Genomic DNA, 16,104 nt, shown 5'->3' on the forward strand with positions numbered 1-16,104 from the left:
GCTACGGTCGGTTCCCGTGAGCGAGAACGGGTCCGGTGAGCAGCCCGACGGGTCGGTGGGCCGCTACGTGCGGGAGCGCTGGGGGACAGCGGAGCCCGCCGGACGGTCCTTCGGACGGCGTCGTCGCGGCTCCGACGATGACGCTGCGCGGCCGGCCGCGACGACCACCGATCGTGACGACGACGGCGGCGAGGCACCCGCGCGGGTCCCGTCGGCGGCCGAACGGGCGGCGTCCGCGCCTGCGCCGGGTCGCGCGGCCGTCGGTACCCGGACCCAGCCCACCGGGTCGGCCTGGGGCAGCGAGGTGCCCGAGATCGACGACGACCTCGTCGACGAGATCGACCCCTCCACACCCCCGCACGGGCTCGACCTGTCCGCGCTGCGGACCCGCGACGACACCTCGTCCCCGCCGGCGGCACCGCCGGCCGGCGACGAGGCCCGTCCCGACGGGCGGCACCACACCGACGCCGGCCGGCGCGACGACCGCGCCTACGACGTCGGGCCGGACGACACCGGCCTCTACCGGTCCGGTGGGAGCGCACCGGAGTCCTGGTGGCCGGGTCCGGCCGGCGGTACCGACGACCCGGACGGCGAGGTGCTCTGGCGCCGCCCGGACACCGACGCGCCGGACGACGATCCGTCGACGGGTGCCGAGGTGGACGCCGGTGAGCGCGGGTCGGACCGGGGCCCGGACGCCCCGGTCCACGACGCGGGGACCCCGCCGGCCGGGTCCGGCAACGACACCGGTGCTCCGGCGGTGGCCTTCGCCCCTGACACCGGAACCGCGACGGCGTCCGGCCGCGATCGTGGAGTGGGTCCGCCCGCGCGCGGGGCGGACGGGGAGCCCCCGACCGGTGGCCGCGAGTCCGCGGGCACCGGCGAGCCGGCCGGGATCGCGGCCCGCACCGAGGCGGGCCGCGCGGCGCGCGGTGCCCGGGGGAGCGCCGATCGCCCGTGGCGGACGTCCTGGGACCGCGACGCCGCCGAGAAGACCACCCGCGAGTCCGACCCGGTGCGGACCCGGCCGGGCCCCGACTCCGGCACCCGGCGCCCACGCTGGACGGCACCGGAGGCCGTCGAGGCCCGCAGCGGTCAGCACCGGCGCGCGGACGGGGCGCACGGCGGGCTCGAGCTGGCGCCGTCCCGCTCGCGGCACGAGCGGCGGCCTCCGGCGAGCGGCTGGCGACGGCTGCTCTACCTGCTCACCGGTGGCCTGGTCAACGCCGGGGAGAGTCCCGCGGAGCTACACCGGCGCGAGCTCGTCTCCCGGCTGAACCGGCCGTTGATCAGCGCGCACAAGATCGCGATGCTGAGCCTCAAGGGCGGGGTCGGGAAGACCACGGTGACCGCGACCCTGGGGGCGACCTTCGCCTCCCACCGGGGCGACCGGGTCGTCGCGGTGGACGCCAACCCGGACCGGGGCACGCTCAGCCAGAAGATCCCGCTGGAGACGACGGCGACCGTGCGGCACCTGCTGCGCGACGCCGGCCGGGTCCGCCGCTACAGCGACGTCCGCGCCTACACCTCGCAGGGCGTCTCCCGGCTGGAGGTCCTCGCGAGCGAGCAGGACCCGGCGGTGTCCGAGGCGTTCAGCGAGGACGACTACCGGCGCGCGGTGGACCTGCTGGAGCACTTCTACAACCTGGTGCTGACCGACTGCGGTACCGGGCTCATGCACTCGGCGATGTACGGCGTGCTCGGCATGGCCGACCAGCTCGTGGTGGTGTCCTCCGGCTCGATCGACGGGGCGCGCAGCGCGTCGGCGACGCTGGACTGGCTCGACGCGCACGGCTACGGCAGCCTCGTGCGCAACGCCGTCGTCGTGATCAACACGGTGTACCGGCGGACCGGTGGCGGGGTGGACCTGGACCGGGTGGCCGAGCACTTCGCGGGCCGCTGCCGTGCGGTCGTCCGGCTGCCGTTCGATCCGCACCTGGAAGAGGGTGCCGAGATCGACCTCGACCGGCTCGAGGAACCGACCCGCACCGCTCTGCTGGAACTCGCAGCCGCCGTGGCGGACGGCTTCCCGGTGTAGAAGGCAAAGCCGGTGTGGAAAGTAGAGACCGCGACGCCGTCAGGGCGCCGCGGCCGGGAGTGGTCAGGTCCGTTCCGGCGGGGGTTCCTCGTCGTTGCGGACCTTCTTGTCGAGCTCACGTAGGAAATCGGGGTCGTCGTCCGGGCCGGTCGCCCGGGGCTTCTCGGCCCGCTGGCCGGTCGTCCACGGCAGTTCGGGGCGTGGGATCCGGTCCGAGACCATCTGCTCGGACCGGAGGGTGCGCACGAGCAGAACGGCCACGACCGCCGCGCCGAGCAGAAGGATCACAAACAACATCAGGCCACCTCCGCTGTCCAGCGTAGCGAAGGTGGCCTGACGTACGGGTGAAGTAGTGAGGTGGGTCGTCCCCCTGCGCCCCCTCGGCGCAGCGATTCGTCAGCGCAGGCCTGCGTTGGCCTCACTGGTCAGGTCGGCGAGGAGCCCCCGCACCTCGGACTCGCGGAACCGGCGGTGACCGCCGGGGGTACGGATCGACCCGATGCGTCCGGCGGACGCCCACCGGGTCACGGTCTTGGGGTCGACGCGGAACAGCGTGGCCACCTCGCCCGGGGTCAGCAGTCGCTCCGGGGCCTGTGTCGGTGCTGCCATGGAATCCTCCAGGAAGTGCAGCGTGGTGCTGATTCGAGGCTCGTGTCGCCGAGTCCCGTTCTGGCTTCCGGGCCATCGTGACACCTCAGACCCCGGGTACTCGAACGGTTGTCCGGAGGTAAAGGGTTCTTAAAGGGCAAAGCCGGTGAACGCGGCGAACCGGACAGGCGGGACGGTCGGCACCACAGCTCCGCCGCGAGCAGGCGGAACACCCTCCGCGGCGGACCGTACCCTGGCCCCATGACGTCTCCGACTCCGACGCCCCAGGCACAGGCGCGGGCTCGCGCGGGCGAGCCCGGACTGGCCGCCACGGTCGCCCTGTACACGCTCGCCCGCCTCGGACTGGTCGCCGTCATCGCGCTGGTGCTCTCGATCGCGGGCGCGCCGCTGCTCGTCGCCCTGCTGGTCGCCCTGATCGTCGCGCTGCCGCTGTCGATGGTGCTGTTCCGTGGCCTGCGGGCCCGGATGGACCGCGCCCTCGCGACCGCGTCCGCCCGGCGCTCCGCCGACCGTGAGTCGCTGCGGGCGCAGCTGCGCGGCGATGTCGGGCCGCCCCCGACGCCGACCGGTGACCGGAGCGGGACCGCCGACGGGGCCGCTCCAATCGGCGCGGGCGGGGCCGAACGCTCTGCCGCAGCCCAGGGCGCCGCCGAGGACCGCGCCGCCGAGGACCGCGCCGCCGAGGACCGCCCCGGCGCCTGACCGCCGGTCGGCACCCGGACCGACGTCGAGGGGTACAGGGGAGTCGTGGGCGAGGCCCGCGACGACTCTCCTGTGCCTTTCACCGGGCGGGCGCCGGGCGCGCCGCATCGCCGGCTCAGCCGAACGCGAGCCCGATCGTCACCGCGAGCGCCCACGCGAGCAGCAGCAGGCCGGTGTCGCGCAGCACCGGGATCAGCTCGGCGCCCCGGGCCCCGCCGAGCACCGTGCGCAGCGGCCGGACCGCCGCCGGCGCGGCGACCACCACGAGCAGCAGGCCGGGCCGGTCGAACGCCGCCGCGATCGCGATCACGAACGGGATGCCGACCGTCGCCAGGTAGAGCGTCCGGGTTCCCCGGTCCCCGAGCCGCACGGCCAGCGTGTGCTTGCCGGCGACCGTGTCGCCCGGGATGTCGCGCAGGTTGTTCGCGACCAGCACGGCACACGTCAGCAGACCGGTCGCGAGCGAGAGCCCGACGGCCGCCGCGTCCACGGTGGAGGCCTGGGTGAGCGTCGTACCGAGCACGGCGACCGGCCCGAAGAACACCAGGACCGCCACCTCGCCGAGCCCGGCGTAGCCGTAGGGGCTCCGGCCCCCGGTGTAGAACCAGGCGCCCACGATGCAGACCGCGCCGACCGCGATCAGCCACCACTGGCCGGACACCGCGGTGAGGAGCAGGCCCGCGACCGCCGCGACGCCGAAGCAGGCGAACGCGGCCGACCGGACCGTGGCCGGTGCGGCGGCGCCGGAGCCGACCAGCCGTGGCGGGCCGACCCGGTCGTCGTCGGTGCCGCGGACGCCGTCGGAGTAGTCGTTGGCGAAGTTCACCCCGATGACCAGCGCGACCGCGACGACCAGCGCGAGCAGCGCCGCACCGGGCGCGACGGCGCCGAGGCCGACCGCCGCGCCGGTGCCGACGAGGACGGGGGAGATCGCGGTGGGCAGGGTGCGCGGTCGCGCTCCCTCGATCCACTCTGCCGTGCTGGCCACAGCGTCGAACCTATCCCGCCCGAACGTGTGCCGCGCCGAGGCCGTCCTGCGCCGGCGCGGTCGGTGCGCCGACTACTGCTCGGCGGCGGGTGCGTCGCCTGCGGGTGCGTCGCCGGCCGGTGCCGGCGCGGAGGCCGCGCAGGCCGGCAGGTCGGCGGGCACCTCGGTCAGCGCGGAGGCCGGGACGTACTGGCCGTCCCCGACCCGCACGAAGCCGGTCGCCTCGGCTCCGTCACCCGCACGGCCCGCGACGCACTCCACCGGGACACCGGACGACTCCATCGCGGCCCCGACGACATCGGCGCCCTCCTCCGGCAGCGCGAGGACGTCGACCTCGTCGATGTCCGGCAGGATCGTGGACAGCCGCTGCGAGCCGGTCCACAGGTAGTCCACCTGGACCTGGGCGTTGTCGACCAGCCCGAGCACGTCCCAGAAGAGCCCGTCGCCGAGATCGATCCCGGCGGGGTTGAGCACCTCGCGGCCGTAGCCGTCCTTCCCGCCGTTGTGTCCCTCACGGGCGGCGGCCGCCTGCGGGACGCCCTGCGGCAGGTCCTTCCACATCTCGCGCTCGTGCGAGGGGTTCCAGTAGTCGTCCTTGATGTTCCACGGGCCGACGTCCCAGACCGGCGCGAACGCGCACCGCCCGCCGGGGACGCAGATCTTGACCGAGTAGTCGTCGGTGCCCTTGGGGGACAGCGCGCGCCGCGACGGCAGCGCGACGAACCGGTCCCGCTCGACGATCTGGTGGCCGTTCGCGGTGATGCCCCCGACCAGGCCCTCGCGGGTCGCGAAGACCGAGTAGCTGCGGGCCGCCGTCTCGGTGTCCACCTCGCTCTCCACCGCGGGCGCGGAGACCGCGGACAGGGTGACCTCCCGCACCGACGGGGCGTCGCCGGTCGCGGTGAGCACCACCCGGCCCTGCACCTCGCCGACGGCCTCGGGCAGCTCGACCCGAGCCCGTTCGCCGGACCCGACGGCCTCGGCCGGGATCCACTCGGTCCAGCCGCCGCCGTCGCGCCGGCCGCGGACGTCGATCGAGGCGGTCGAGCCCGGCGGGGTGTCGGAGACGAGGGTGGCGCCGACCTCCCGGGTGGCGACGTCGAGCTCGCGCGACTCGAGGGTGAGCAGCCCGGTCGGGACGATGTCGAGGCCGCCGTCCGGGTCGGCCCCGGTGCCGCCGGCCGCCTCGGCGCCGCCCTCCTCGAGAGGCGCCCCGACGGCGCCGGCCGGGTCGAACCGCGCCGCACCGCCGCCCACGACGATCCCGGTGCCGCTGCCGCCGGACAGGTCCGGCTGCCACGTCGTGCCCGGTTCGGAGGCCGCGGCCGGCACCACGGCGACCGCGCAGAGCGCGGTGGTCGCGGTGAGCAGGCCCAGGCCCCGCAGCCCGGCTCGCGTGGTGGTGCGCATAGGGACAACCCCCGGTGGATCGGTGTGCGTCGTACGGACGGCGGCGGCGAGGCTCGTGAAGCCTGTGACTCCTGTGAATCGGTGTGGCCCCTGTGTCGCCAGTGGATGAAGCACACTCGATGTCGGGAGCGCCCGCAACGCACGCAGCGTGAACCGACCCCAAGGTGTGTACCTCGATCTCACCGGGTCGGGTGGCGCCCGTCGGGGGTGGTGTGGCCGGTCCGCTCGCTCTGTGCGACCGGTGGGTGACCCGGCCGGTTCGTCAGCCCGTTCCCGACAACAGCGCGGCGACCGCGACGCGGTCGGGTTTGCCGATCCCGCGTTCGGGCACCGCGGCGGCCCGGTGCAGCACCCGGGGCACCGCGGCGCGACCGCACGCCTCGCGCACCGCGTCGCGCAGCGCGTCGTCGGCCGGGCCCGCGGCGTCGGTGACGACCAGCGCGGCCACGACCTGGCCCCACTCGTCGTCCGGCAACCCGACGACGCAGGCGGCCCGCACGCCGGGCACGCGCAGCAGGGCTCGCTCCACCGCAGCCGGGGCGACCTTCTCGCCGCCGGTGGTGACGACGTCGTCCGCCCGGCCCAGAACGGTCAGCGACCCGTCGGCGTCCAGCCGGCCGAGGTCGCTGGTCCGGAACCCGTCGGGCCCGAACGCGTCGGCGGTGGCCGCCGGCGCCCCGAGGTAGCCCGCGCCGAGCATCGGCCCGCCGAGGACCACCCGTCCCGAGCCGGGCTCGATCGTGACGGTGACGCCGTCCAGCGGCACGGCGTCGTAGACACAGCCGCCGCAGGTCTCGCTCATCCCGTAGGTGGCGACGACCCGGACCCCGGCCTCCTCGGCCCGCGCCCGCAGGCCGGGGTCCAGTGCCGCTCCGCCGATCAGGACGGCGTCGTACCCGGCGAGGGCGTGCAGCGGGGCCGAACCGTGCTCGAGCACCCGCGCGAGCTGGGTGGGGACGAGGCTGGTGTAGCGGCGCGCGCCGTGCCGCATCCGGCCGGTCGCCCGGGTCAGCCCGTCCGGGCGGAACCCCTCGCGGACGTCCTGCACCACCGCCGGACTCCCGGCCAGCAGCGCCCGCAGCAGCACCTGTACGCCCGCGACGTGCTCGGCGGGCAGCGCGAGCAACCAGGTCCCCGGCCCACCCAGGCGGGCCTCGGTGGCCGCCGCGGACGCGCGCAGCGCGGCCCCGGTCAGCGCGACGTGCTTGGGCCTCCCGGTCGACCCCGAGGTGGCGACGACGACGGCGAGCCCGTCCGGCACCGCCTCCTCGGCGACCGCCCGGGCGACCGGCTCCGGCAGCGGCGGTTCGTCGCCCGGGCGGGCCCGGACGGGCAGCACCGCGGGCCCGTCGCCGTCGACCGCGGCGCGGAGCGCGACACCCAGCCGGGCAACCGATTCCGGTGACCCGTCGACCCCGACCGCACGCACGTCCACCGGACGAGCGTGCCACGAGTGATGATCATCACTGCCGGTGACCTCCATCCGGCCCTTTCATCAGTTGTGGTTAACCGTCGCGCGAACCTGCAACACCGCGTGTGCGGGCGACGACGAACGCATCGAGAGCGGTCGCGCACCCCCGGCGGCCCGCCCCGCGCGACCCGCCTCCCCGGCTCGACAAGGAGCTTCCCGATGCTGCAGACCCGATCCCCGATCTCGTCCCCGACCGGTGCCCCCCGCTCGCTGCGGTGCCGGCCGCGGCCGGGTACCGACCACCGCGTCGTCGCCCGGGAGCTCGCCGCGCTGGCGTTCGAGCCGATCACCGGTGTGCCCGCGCAGGTCCGGCCGTCGCCGGTCCCGCGTCCGCGCCCGGCGACCGGCTGACCCTCCGCTACCTCAGTAGTGCCAGGGGAACGGCGACCAGTCCGGTTCCCGCTTCTGCAGGAACGAGTCCCGCCCCTCGACCGCCTCGTCGGTCATGTACGCCAGCCGGGTGGCCTCGCCGGCGAAGAGCTGCTGGCCGACCAGGCCGTCGTCGGCGAGGTTGAAGGCGTACTTGAGCATCCGCTGGGCCTGCGGGGACTTTCCGTTGATCTCGGTGGCCCACTGCAGTGCGGTGGACTCCAGCTCGGCGTGCGGGACGACCTCGTTCACCGCGCCCATGTGGTGCATCTGCTCGGCGGTGTAGGTCCGGCCGAGGAAGAAGATCTCCCGGGCGAACTTCTGGCCGACCTGCTTCGCCAGGTAGGCCGAGCCGTAGCCGCCGTCGAACGACCCGACGTCGGCGTCGGTCTGCTTGAACCGGGCGTGCTCGGCCGAGGCCAGGGTCAGGTCGGCGACGGCGTGCAGCGAGTGCCCGCCGCCGGCGGCCCAGCCGTTGACCACGGCGATGACGACCTTGGGCATGAACCGGATCAGGCGCTGGCACTCGAGGATGTGCAGCCGCCCGGCCCGGCCCTGCTGGACGGTCTCGGCGGTGTCGCCGTCGGCGTACTGGTAGCCGGTACGGCCGCGGATCCGCTGGTCCCCGCCGGAGCAGAAGGCGCGCTTGCCGTCCTTGGGTGAGGGGCCGTTGCCGGTGAGCAGAACAGCGCCGACGTCGGCGCTGGTGCGGGCGTGTTCCAGGGCGGTGGCGAGCTCGTCGACGGTGCCGGGTCGGAAGGCGTTGAGGACCTCGGGGCGGTCGAACGCGATCCGGACCGCGCCGGTGCTGCGGGCGCGGTGGTAGGTGATGTCGGTGAAGTCGAACCCCTCGACCTCGGTCCAGGCGTCGGCGTCGAAGATCTCGGAGACGGGCATGCGGCGCACCCTATGTGCTCGGCACGGCCGGGTCGGATCACTCCGGGCCGGTCTCGCCGGGTGCGCGGCGCGGACCCAGACGGCAGACTCGCCCCCGAGACCCGCCCGATGCCGTGCCGGAGCCAGGAGGACCGTCCCATGACGACGCCGCAGGCCGTCCCGACCGAGGAAACGATCTTCACGTGGGGTGCGCCGCCGCTGAAGTTCGGCGCCGGGGCGATCGACGAGATCGGCTTCGAGATGTCGGCCTACGGGGTGGGCCGCGTCCTGATCGTCACCGACCCGGGGGTGCGGGCGCTGGGCGCGCCCGAGCGGATCGCCGACTCGCTGGCCGCCCACAAGATCGAGACGGAGATCTTCGACGGGGTGCACGTCGAGCCGACCGACGACTCGATGACCAAGGCCACCGAGTACGCCCGGGCACAGGGCCCCTGGGACGGCTTCGTCGCCGTCGGCGGCGGGTCGGCGATCGACACCGCCAAGGCCATCAACCTGCTGACCAGCGGGCCGGGCGAGCTGATGGACTTCATCAACAAGCCGATCGGGAACGCGAAGATCCCGGAGGGGCCGCTCAAGCCGCTGATCGCCGTCCCGACGACGGCGGGCACCGGCTCGGAGTCCACCGCGATGTGCGTGCTGGACATCCTCTCGATGAAGGTCAAGACCGGGATCAGCCACTGGCGGCTGCGCCCGACCCTGGCCGTGGTCGACCCGCTGCTCACGATGTCGCTGCCGCCCGAGGTCACCGCGGCGTCCGGAATGGACATCGTCTGTCACGCCCTGGAGTCCTACACCGCCCGCTGGTACGCGACGTTCGACCGGAAGAAGCCTGAGGAGCGGGTCACCTACTGCGGCTCGAACCCGGTGTCGGACCTGTGGTGCGAGAAGGCGATGACGCTGCTCGCGCAGTCGTTCCGGGACGCGGTGCACCGCGGTGCCGACGACGTCGAGGCCCGGTCGAACATGATGATGGCCGCCACCTTCGCCGGTATGGGCTTCGGCAACTCCGGGGTACACATCCCGCACGCCAACGCCTACCCGATCGCCGGAATGGTGCGCGACTTCCGGCCGTCGGGCTACCCGCAGGACGAGGCGATGGTCCCGCACGGGATGTCGGTGTCGCTGACCGCACCGGAGGCGTTCCGGTTCTCCTTCGAGTCCGCGCCCGACCGGCACCTCAAGGCGGCCGAGCTGATGGCCCCGCGGGCGGAGAAGCGCAACGACCAGCGCGAGCAACTGCCGTCGGTGCTGGTGGACCTGATGCGCGACATCGGCATCCCGAACGGGATCGGCGGCGTCGGCTACACCGAGTCCGACGTGCCGGACCTCGTGCCGGGGACGATGAAGCAGCAGCGGCTGCTGGCCACCTGCCCGAGGACGCCGACCGAGGACGACATCGCCGCCATCCTCACCAACTCGGTCGAGAACTGGTGACCCGACGCGCGGGGGTAGCGTCGGACGTGTGAGTACGGAGAGCGTCCCGCGCCCCACCACCACCCGTGCGAGCAGCGCGTACCGCGCCCTGGAGCACGACCTGCGCTCCGCCATCGGCGGCGAGGTCCGGTTCGACGCGTCCAGCCGCGCCATGTGGTCCGCGGACGCGTCGAACTACCGGGGCGTCCCGATCGGCGTGATCCAGCCGCGCGACGCCGCCGACGTCGAGGCCGCGATGGCGGTGTGCCGCAGCCACGACGTGCCGGTGTACCCGGTGGGCTCGCGCACCTCGATCGCCGGCAACGCGGTGAACACCGCGGTGGCGCTCGACTTCCGCGCGCACATGGACGCGATCACCTCCGTCGACCCGGACGCGCGGACCGCCACGGTCCAGCCCGGCGCGGTGTGCGACGCCGTCCGCGACGCCGGGAAGCCGCACGGGCTGACCTTCGGCCCGGACCCGTCGACGCACAACCGCTGCTCGATCGGCGGGATGATCGGCAACAACGCCTGCGGGTCGCACTCGGTGGCGTGGGGCAAGACCGTGGACAACGTCCGGTCCCTCGACGTGCTCACCTACCGCGGCGAGCGGATCACCCTGGGCGGCGACGGCACCGAGACCGGCGCCATCCCGGACGCGCTGCGGGCGCTGGGTGCCCGGACCGCCGACGACGTCGCGGCGCACGTCCCGGAGCTCACCCGCCGGGTGTCGGGCTACAACCTCGACCAGCTCGTGCCGGGGAACGTGAACCTGGCCAAGGCGCTGGTCGGGACCGAGGGCACCTGCGCCACGATCCTCTCGGCCACGGTCGACCTGGTGCCCTCGCCCCCGGCACGGGCACTGGCCGTGCTCGGTTTCCCGGACGCCTACCACGCCGCGGACAACGTGATGATCGTCCGCGAACAGCGGCCACTGACCATCGAGGGGATGGACGCCGGGCTGATCGCCTCGCTGCGCGCGCTGCGCCCGAACGAGACGGCCTCGCGGATGCTGCCTTCAGGTAAGGGCTGGCTCTACGTCGAGACCGGCGGCGCCGACCGCGCGGAGGCCGAGGCGGCCGCGCACGCCGTCGTCACCGCGATGGGCGCGTACACGACCGGGTCGGTCGTGGTGTCCGAGCCGAGGCAGATGGCCGCGCTGTGGAAGATCCGCGAGGAGGGCGCCGGGCTGGTCACCCGCTCCACCGACGGCGGCGAGGCCTACCCGGGCTGGGAGGACGCCGCGGTCCCGCCGGAGCGCTTCGGCGCCTACCTGCGCGAGTTCGACAAGGTCCTCGAGTCCCACGGGCGCAAGGGCATCTACTACGGCCACTTCGGCGACGGCTGCCTGCACGTCCGGATCGACTTCGACCTGCTGACCCAGTCCGGCATCGCGAACTTCCGGGCGTTCATGACCGACGCCGCCGACCTCGTCGTCGCGCACGGGGGGTCGCTGTCCGGCGAGCACGGCGACGGCCAGGCCCGCGCCGAGCTGCTGCCCCGGATGTACCCGCCGCAGATCATCACCGCGTTCGAGGAGTTCAAGGCGATCTGGGACCCGGACGACCGGATGAACCCGGCCCGCGTCGTCCGGCCGGCCACGATGGACGAGAACCTGCGCGTCCAGCTCGGCATGCCGACCATGCCCGACGAGCCGAAGCTCGCCTTCACCCACGACCGCGGCTCCTTCCACCGCGCGACCCGCCGCTGCCTGGGCGTCGGCAAGTGCGCCGTCGACACCGGCTCCGGGGTGATGTGCCCGAGCTGGAATGTCACCAAGGAGGAGAAGCACTCCACCCGCGGCCGCGCGAGGCTTCTCTTCGAAATGGCGAACGGCGAGATCATCTCCGACGGCTGGCAGTCCGACGAGGTCGCCGAGTCCCTCGACCTCTGCCTGTCCTGCAAGGGATGCAAGTCCGACTGCCCGGTCGGCGTCGACATGGCCGCGTACAAGACCGAGTTCCTGGCGAACCGCTACCACCGCAAGCTGCGGCCCCGCGCGCACTACTCGATGGGCGCGCTGCCGCGCTGGATGCGGATCGTCGGGACGCTGCCCGCCGCCGCCGTCGACGGGCTCAACCGGCTCGCCCGGGTCCCGTTCCTGGCGAAGGTCGCGAAGAAGGCCGGCGGGATCGACGCCCGCCGGGCCATCCCGCCGATCGCCCGCGAGACCTACACCGCCCGCGCCGCCCGCGGGGCCGCGTCGACCGGTGTCCCCGACCTCGGGGTCGAACCCGGCAGCCGCGGTCCGCTGCTGCTGTGGACCGACACCTTCACCGACCACTTCGACCCGGACATCGCCGCCGACGCCGTCGCGGTGCTCACCGCGCTCGGCTACCGGGTCGAGCTGCCGCCGAGCAACGTCTGCTGTGGACTGACCTGGACCTCCACCGGCCAGGTCACCGCGGCGCGACGGGTGCTGGCCCGCAGCCTGCGCGCGATCGGCCCGGCACTCGACGCCGGCATCCCGGTGGTCGGGCTGGAGCCGTCCTGCACCGCCGCGCTGCGGTCGGACGCCGCGGAGCTGCTGCCCGACGAGCCCCGGGTGACGCTGCTGGAACAGCAGGTGTCGACGTTCGCCGAGCTGCTCGCCCGGCACACCGACGAGCTCTCGGCCGCCGCCGGTGAGGGCAACGGCGCCGCCCTGGTGCAGATCCACTGCCACCAGCACGCCGAGCTCGGCTCCACACCGGACCGCGCGGTGCTGGCCGCCCTCGGGGTGGACGCGACCGTGCTCGACTCCGGCTGCTGCGGCCTGGCCGGCAACTTCGGCTTCGAGGACGGCCACTACGACGTCTCGATGGCCTGCGCCGAGCGGGCCCTGCTGCCCGCGGTCCGGGCCGCCGATCCGTCGGTCGCCCTGCTCGCGGACGGCTACTCCTGCCGCACCCAGGTCCGCCAGGCCGGGGAACGCGAGCCGGTGCACCTGGCCCAGATCGCCGTCCGGGCGCTGCGCGGGTGACGCCACGCCTCCTCGGCACGCTCGGGGTGGCGGGCGCGGCGCTGGCGGTGCTGCTGATCGGCGCCCAGCACCTGGTCTCCCCCGACGTGGACCCGGTGCGCAGCACGATCAGCGCCTACGGCCTGGGCGGGTTCACCCCGCTGTTCGACGGCGGCGTCCTCGCCCTCGCCGCGGGCTCGGCCTGCGTGCTGGCCGGCGGGATCCGCTCGGGGTTGATCGCGGCCCGCTCGGTCGCCGCGGCGGGGTTCGCGACGTGGATCGTCGCGCTGGTGCTGGTGGTCGCGTTCGAGAAGGTCGACTGGTCGGTGGGCGCGACGCCGTCCGGGCTGGTGCACCTCTACGCCGGCCTGGTCGCCTTCACCGTCCTGCCGGTCGCGGTCCTGGCGCTCGCCGTCCCCGGGGTCCGGCGCGGCGCGACCGCCGCCCGGGTGTCGGCCGGACACGCAGCGGCGGACGCCGGGCCGGAAGCCGTGGCCGGTGCCGTGCCGGCCCGGCGTGCCGCCGGCCGGGGCTGGGCGGTCGCGGCGGTCCTCGCGGCGGTCGCCTCGGTGCTCTGGCTGTCCCCGTTCGTGATCGGCGTGTTCAGCGCCCCGTACACCGGGGTCCCCTGGTGGCGGTTCGTCCCGATCGGACTGGTCCAGCGTGGTCTCGCGCTGACCGAGGTCGTGGCGGTGGTCGTGATCGCCCTGTGGGTCCGCGCCGAGAACGCGCGCTCCGCCTGAGCACGTGCGGAACACCGGCGTGCGGACGTCGGGTCACCGGCTCTGGCACGGTGGGAGCGGCGGAGCGATGGTGATCACCCGGCGGAGCGGAGGACCGATGGGCGACGAGCGACGGGCGCTGGTGCTGGGCGGCGGCGGGATCACCGGGATCGCCTGGATGTACGGGCTGGTCGCCGGCCTCGCCGCGCACGGCGTCGACCTGAGCCGGGCCGACCTCGTCGTCGGGACGTCGGCCGGGTCGGTAGTCGGCGCGAACCTGGCCGCCGGACGCGACCCGCAGGCGTTGCTGGAGACCCAGCTCGCCCCGCCGTCCGGGGAGGTCGCCGCGAACCTGGGCGTCTGGCAGGCGGCCCGGATCGGGATCGCCGCGCTGGCCGGCCCCCGGCAGGCGCAGCTCGTCCGGGCCCGGATCGGCCGGCTCGCCCTCGCCGCCGACACCGTGCCCGAGACGGAACGGATCGCGGTCATGCGCTCCCGGCTCGGCGACGCCGACTGGCCCACCGGTCGCGACCTGCGGATCACCGCCGTCGACGCGCACACGGGCGCCTTCCGCGCATTCGGCCGGGACGACGGCGTCCCGCTCGTCACCGTGGTCGCCGCGAGCTGCGCCGTGCCCGGCATCTGGCCCCCGGTCACCGCGGCCGGGACCCGCTGGATCGACGGCGGCGCCCGCTCGATGGCCAACGCCGACCTCGCCGCCGGCTACGGGCGGGTGGTCGTCCTCGCGCCGCTGACCGGCGGCTTCGGCGCCGCGACCCCACCCGGCGTGCAGGCCGAGGCGCTGGCCGCCGCTTCCGAGGTCGCGTTCGTCGAACCGGACCGGCGGGCCCGGCAGGCCTTCGGGCGCAACACGCTCGACCCGGCCCGCCGGGCACCCGCCGCCCGGGCCGGGCGGGCCCAGGCCGCCGACGCCGCGGCCGCCGTCGCCCGGGTCTGGGTCTGAGACATTCCCGGACGTATTCCCGGTCGAGGCCCATCCCACGACCGGGCATGCACCCCGCGCCCCGCGGGTAGACACCGGCCATGGCCATTCCCACCATCACGCTGAACGACGGCCGCGAGATCCCGCAGCTGGGCTTCGGTGTCTTCCAGATCGAGCAGGGCACCACCGCGGAGAAGGTCACGGCGGCCCTGGACGTGGGCTACCGGCACATCGACACCGCGCAGATGTACGGCAACGAGGAGGGCGTCGGACAGGCGATCGCCGACTCCGGGATCCCGCGCGACGAGCTGTGGATCACCACCAAGCTGAACAACGACGGCCACGGCCGCGAGGAGGCCGTGGAGCGCCTCGACACCAGCCTGGACAAGCTCGGCCTCTCCTACGTGGACCTCTACCTGATCCACTGGCCGCAGCCGACCCAGGACCGCTACGTCGAGACCTGGCAGGGCTTCGAGGACGCCCGGCAGGCCGGGAAGGCCCGCTCCATCGGCGTCTCGAACTTCCAGATCCCGCACCTCGAGCGCCTCGCGCAGGAGACCTCGACCGTGCCGGCGATCAACCAGATCGAGTTCCACCCGCACCTGGTCCAGCACGACCTCCGCGAATACCACCGGAAGCACGGCATCGCGACCGAGGCGTGGAGCCCGATCGGCCAGGGCAAGGGCCTGCTCGACGCGCCGGAGCTGGCCGAGCTGGCGGAGAAGTACGGCAAGAGCGGCGCCCAGGTGGTCCTGCGCTGGCACGTCCAGCTCGGGAACATCGTGTTCCCGAAGTCGAACAACCCGGAGCGGATCAAGGAGAACTCCGAGATCTTCGACTTCTCGCTGTCCGACGACGACGTCGCCGCGATCGAGAAGCTGCACACCGGCAAGCGGATCGGTCCGAACCCCGACGACAACGGCTGACCGTCCGCACGATCCCGCGAGCACGGCCCGGTCGCTCCCGAGGAGCGACCGGGCCGTCGTGCGTCTAGGCCTCGCGAGTGCGGGCGTAGTGCCGGTTCGACTTCGCGCGGTTGCCGCAGGACGCCATCGAGCACCAGCGCCGGGTCCCGTTACGGCTCGTGTCGAGGAAGTGCAGGACGCAGGCGTCGTGGTCGCACCGCCGGATCCGGCCGGGCGTGGTCTCCAGCAGCCGGAGCAACGCCTCGGCGGCGGTCCACGCCGGTAGCCAGGCGGGGTCGTCGGTCTCGGGGCGGGTCACGGCGTCGCCGTCCGGGTCGTACCCGCGACGCAGCCGGCCGCGGGCGAGGAGCTCGTCGAACGCGACCCCGTGCGCGGCCGTCGGCTCGCGCAGGAGGTCGGCCATGACCGTGCGGGCCTGCCGGAGCGCCGCACCGGTCCGTTCCCCGTCGTGCTCGCCGAGGCCGTGCGCGGCGAGCCAGGTGGCGACGCCGTCCGGGCTCGCCAGCAGGTCGTGCTCGTCGCCGTGCGAGATCCACCGGGTGTTCAGCAGATCCAGCGGCAACGGCTCACCCGTCAGCGGACGCGGATCGACCATGCCGACAGCGTAACCGTCCGCACGGCTTGACCCGGGCGACGACGTGTGCTGGTCTCTAACCATCAAAACGTCTTTAGGAGGTT

The 16,104-nt window shown here is 74.3% G+C and carries 15 protein-coding genes; 8 read left to right on the forward strand and 7 right to left on the reverse strand.

The window, feature by feature from the left end:
• Positions 1-16: 16 nt before the first annotated feature.
• Complete coding sequence (locus WIS52_RS31670) at positions 17-2,035, forward strand: nucleotide-binding protein (protein WP_379611115.1); 2,019 nt, start codon at positions 17-19, stop codon at positions 2,033-2,035.
• Between the two features lie 63 nt (positions 2,036-2,098).
• Here the strand turns inward: WIS52_RS31670 and WIS52_RS08090 are convergent, their stop codons facing one another.
• Positions 2,099-2,332, reverse strand: coding sequence for a hypothetical protein (locus WIS52_RS08090; protein WP_349297514.1), 234 nt, complete (start codon positions 2,330-2,332; stop codon positions 2,099-2,101).
• A gap of 99 nt (positions 2,333-2,431) precedes the next feature.
• Complete coding sequence (locus tag WIS52_RS08095; RefSeq protein WP_224389225.1) at positions 2,432-2,644, reverse strand: BldC family transcriptional regulator; 213 nt, start codon at positions 2,642-2,644, stop codon at positions 2,432-2,434.
• Between the two features lie 240 nt (positions 2,645-2,884).
• On the opposite strand from WIS52_RS08095, the gene WIS52_RS08100 reads away from it, so the two are divergent.
• Positions 2,885-3,346, forward strand: coding sequence for a DUF4229 domain-containing protein (locus tag WIS52_RS08100; RefSeq protein ID WP_349297515.1), 462 nt, complete (start codon positions 2,885-2,887; stop codon positions 3,344-3,346).
• A 115-nt stretch (positions 3,347-3,461) separates the two neighbouring features.
• On the opposite strand, the gene WIS52_RS08105 is transcribed toward WIS52_RS08100, so the two are convergent.
• From WIS52_RS08105 to menE, 3 genes are all read right to left on the reverse strand, one after another.
• Entirely contained in the window at positions 3,462-4,334 is an 873-nt protein-coding gene (locus WIS52_RS08105; protein ID WP_349297516.1) for a 1,4-dihydroxy-2-naphthoate polyprenyltransferase, read from the reverse strand.
• Positions 4,335-4,406: 72 nt separating this feature from the next.
• Positions 4,407-5,744, reverse strand: a complete 1,338-nt coding sequence (locus WIS52_RS08110; protein WP_349297517.1) for a hypothetical protein — start codon at positions 5,742-5,744, stop codon at positions 4,407-4,409.
• A 262-nt stretch (positions 5,745-6,006) separates the two neighbouring features.
• A complete protein-coding gene (gene menE / locus WIS52_RS08115) occupies positions 6,007-7,173 on the reverse strand; it encodes an o-succinylbenzoate--CoA ligase (RefSeq protein WP_349297937.1) in 1,167 nt (388 codons plus the stop codon).
• Between the two features lie 201 nt (positions 7,174-7,374).
• On the opposite strand from menE, the gene WIS52_RS08120 reads away from it, so the two are divergent.
• Positions 7,375-7,566: a hypothetical protein gene (locus tag WIS52_RS08120; RefSeq protein WP_349297518.1), complete on the forward strand. Its 192-nt coding sequence runs from the start codon at positions 7,375-7,377 to the stop codon at positions 7,564-7,566.
• 12 nt (positions 7,567-7,578) lie between these two features.
• Here the strand turns inward: WIS52_RS08120 and WIS52_RS08125 are convergent, their stop codons facing one another.
• A complete protein-coding gene (locus WIS52_RS08125; protein WP_349297519.1) occupies positions 7,579-8,481 on the reverse strand; it encodes a 1,4-dihydroxy-2-naphthoyl-CoA synthase in 903 nt (300 codons plus the stop codon).
• Positions 8,482-8,619: 138 nt separating this feature from the next.
• On the opposite strand from WIS52_RS08125, the gene WIS52_RS08130 reads away from it, so the two are divergent.
• The 5 genes from WIS52_RS08130 to WIS52_RS08150 all read left to right on the forward strand — a co-directional run bounded on the left by WIS52_RS08130 (position 8,620) and on the right by WIS52_RS08150 (position 15,426).
• Complete coding sequence (locus tag WIS52_RS08130) at positions 8,620-9,915, forward strand: hydroxyacid-oxoacid transhydrogenase (RefSeq protein WP_349297520.1); 1,296 nt, start codon at positions 8,620-8,622, stop codon at positions 9,913-9,915.
• A gap of 28 nt (positions 9,916-9,943) precedes the next feature.
• Positions 9,944-12,856: an FAD-binding and (Fe-S)-binding domain-containing protein gene (locus tag WIS52_RS08135; protein WP_349297521.1), complete on the forward strand. Its 2,913-nt coding sequence runs from the start codon at positions 9,944-9,946 to the stop codon at positions 12,854-12,856.
• Positions 12,853-13,578, forward strand: coding sequence for a DUF998 domain-containing protein (locus WIS52_RS08140; protein ID WP_349297522.1), 726 nt, complete (start codon positions 12,853-12,855; stop codon positions 13,576-13,578). The genes WIS52_RS08135 and WIS52_RS08140 overlap by 4 nt, the downstream gene beginning before the upstream one ends.
• Before the next feature lie 97 nt (positions 13,579-13,675).
• Positions 13,676-14,521, forward strand: a complete 846-nt coding sequence (locus WIS52_RS08145; RefSeq protein ID WP_349297523.1) for a patatin-like phospholipase family protein — start codon at positions 13,676-13,678, stop codon at positions 14,519-14,521.
• Positions 14,522-14,601: 80 nt separating this feature from the next.
• On the forward strand, positions 14,602-15,426 hold the full coding sequence (locus WIS52_RS08150; protein WP_349297524.1) for an aldo/keto reductase: 825 nt from the start codon (positions 14,602-14,604) through the stop codon (positions 15,424-15,426).
• A 64-nt stretch (positions 15,427-15,490) separates the two neighbouring features.
• On the opposite strand, the gene WIS52_RS08155 is transcribed toward WIS52_RS08150, so the two are convergent.
• Positions 15,491-16,021, reverse strand: a complete 531-nt coding sequence (locus WIS52_RS08155; protein WP_349297525.1) for a CGNR zinc finger domain-containing protein — start codon at positions 16,019-16,021, stop codon at positions 15,491-15,493.
• Between the last annotated feature and the right edge of the window lie 83 nt (positions 16,022-16,104).

The sequence above is a fragment of the Pseudonocardia nematodicida genome, from assembly GCF_040105385.1.
Classification (GTDB): Bacteria; Actinomycetota; Actinomycetes; order Mycobacteriales; family Pseudonocardiaceae; genus Pseudonocardia; species Pseudonocardia nematodicida.

Coding starts and splice junctions, on each gene's coding strand:
- WIS52_RS08145 (WP_349297523.1), top strand. CDS start 13,676: ATGGGCGACGAGCGACGGGCGCTGGTGCTGGGCGGCGGCGGGATCACC.
- WIS52_RS08130 (WP_349297520.1), top strand. CDS start 8,620: ATGACGACGCCGCAGGCCGTCCCGACCGAGGAAACGATCTTCACGTGG.
- WIS52_RS08120 (WP_349297518.1), top strand. CDS start 7,375: ATGCTGCAGACCCGATCCCCGATCTCGTCCCCGACCGGTGCCCCCCGC.
- WIS52_RS08095 (WP_224389225.1), bottom strand. CDS start 2,644: ATGGCAGCACCGACACAGGCCCCGGAGCGACTGCTGACCCCGGGCGAG.
- WIS52_RS08155 (WP_349297525.1), bottom strand. CDS start 16,021: ATGGTCGATCCGCGTCCGCTGACGGGTGAGCCGTTGCCGCTGGATCTG.
- WIS52_RS08090 (WP_349297514.1), bottom strand. CDS start 2,332: ATGTTGTTTGTGATCCTTCTGCTCGGCGCGGCGGTCGTGGCCGTTCTG.
- WIS52_RS08150 (WP_349297524.1), top strand. CDS start 14,602: ATGGCCATTCCCACCATCACGCTGAACGACGGCCGCGAGATCCCGCAG.
- WIS52_RS08100 (WP_349297515.1), top strand. CDS start 2,885: ATGACGTCTCCGACTCCGACGCCCCAGGCACAGGCGCGGGCTCGCGCG.
- WIS52_RS08110 (WP_349297517.1), bottom strand. CDS start 5,744: ATGCGCACCACCACGCGAGCCGGGCTGCGGGGCCTGGGCCTGCTCACC.
- WIS52_RS08125 (WP_349297519.1), bottom strand. CDS start 8,481: ATGCCCGTCTCCGAGATCTTCGACGCCGACGCCTGGACCGAGGTCGAG.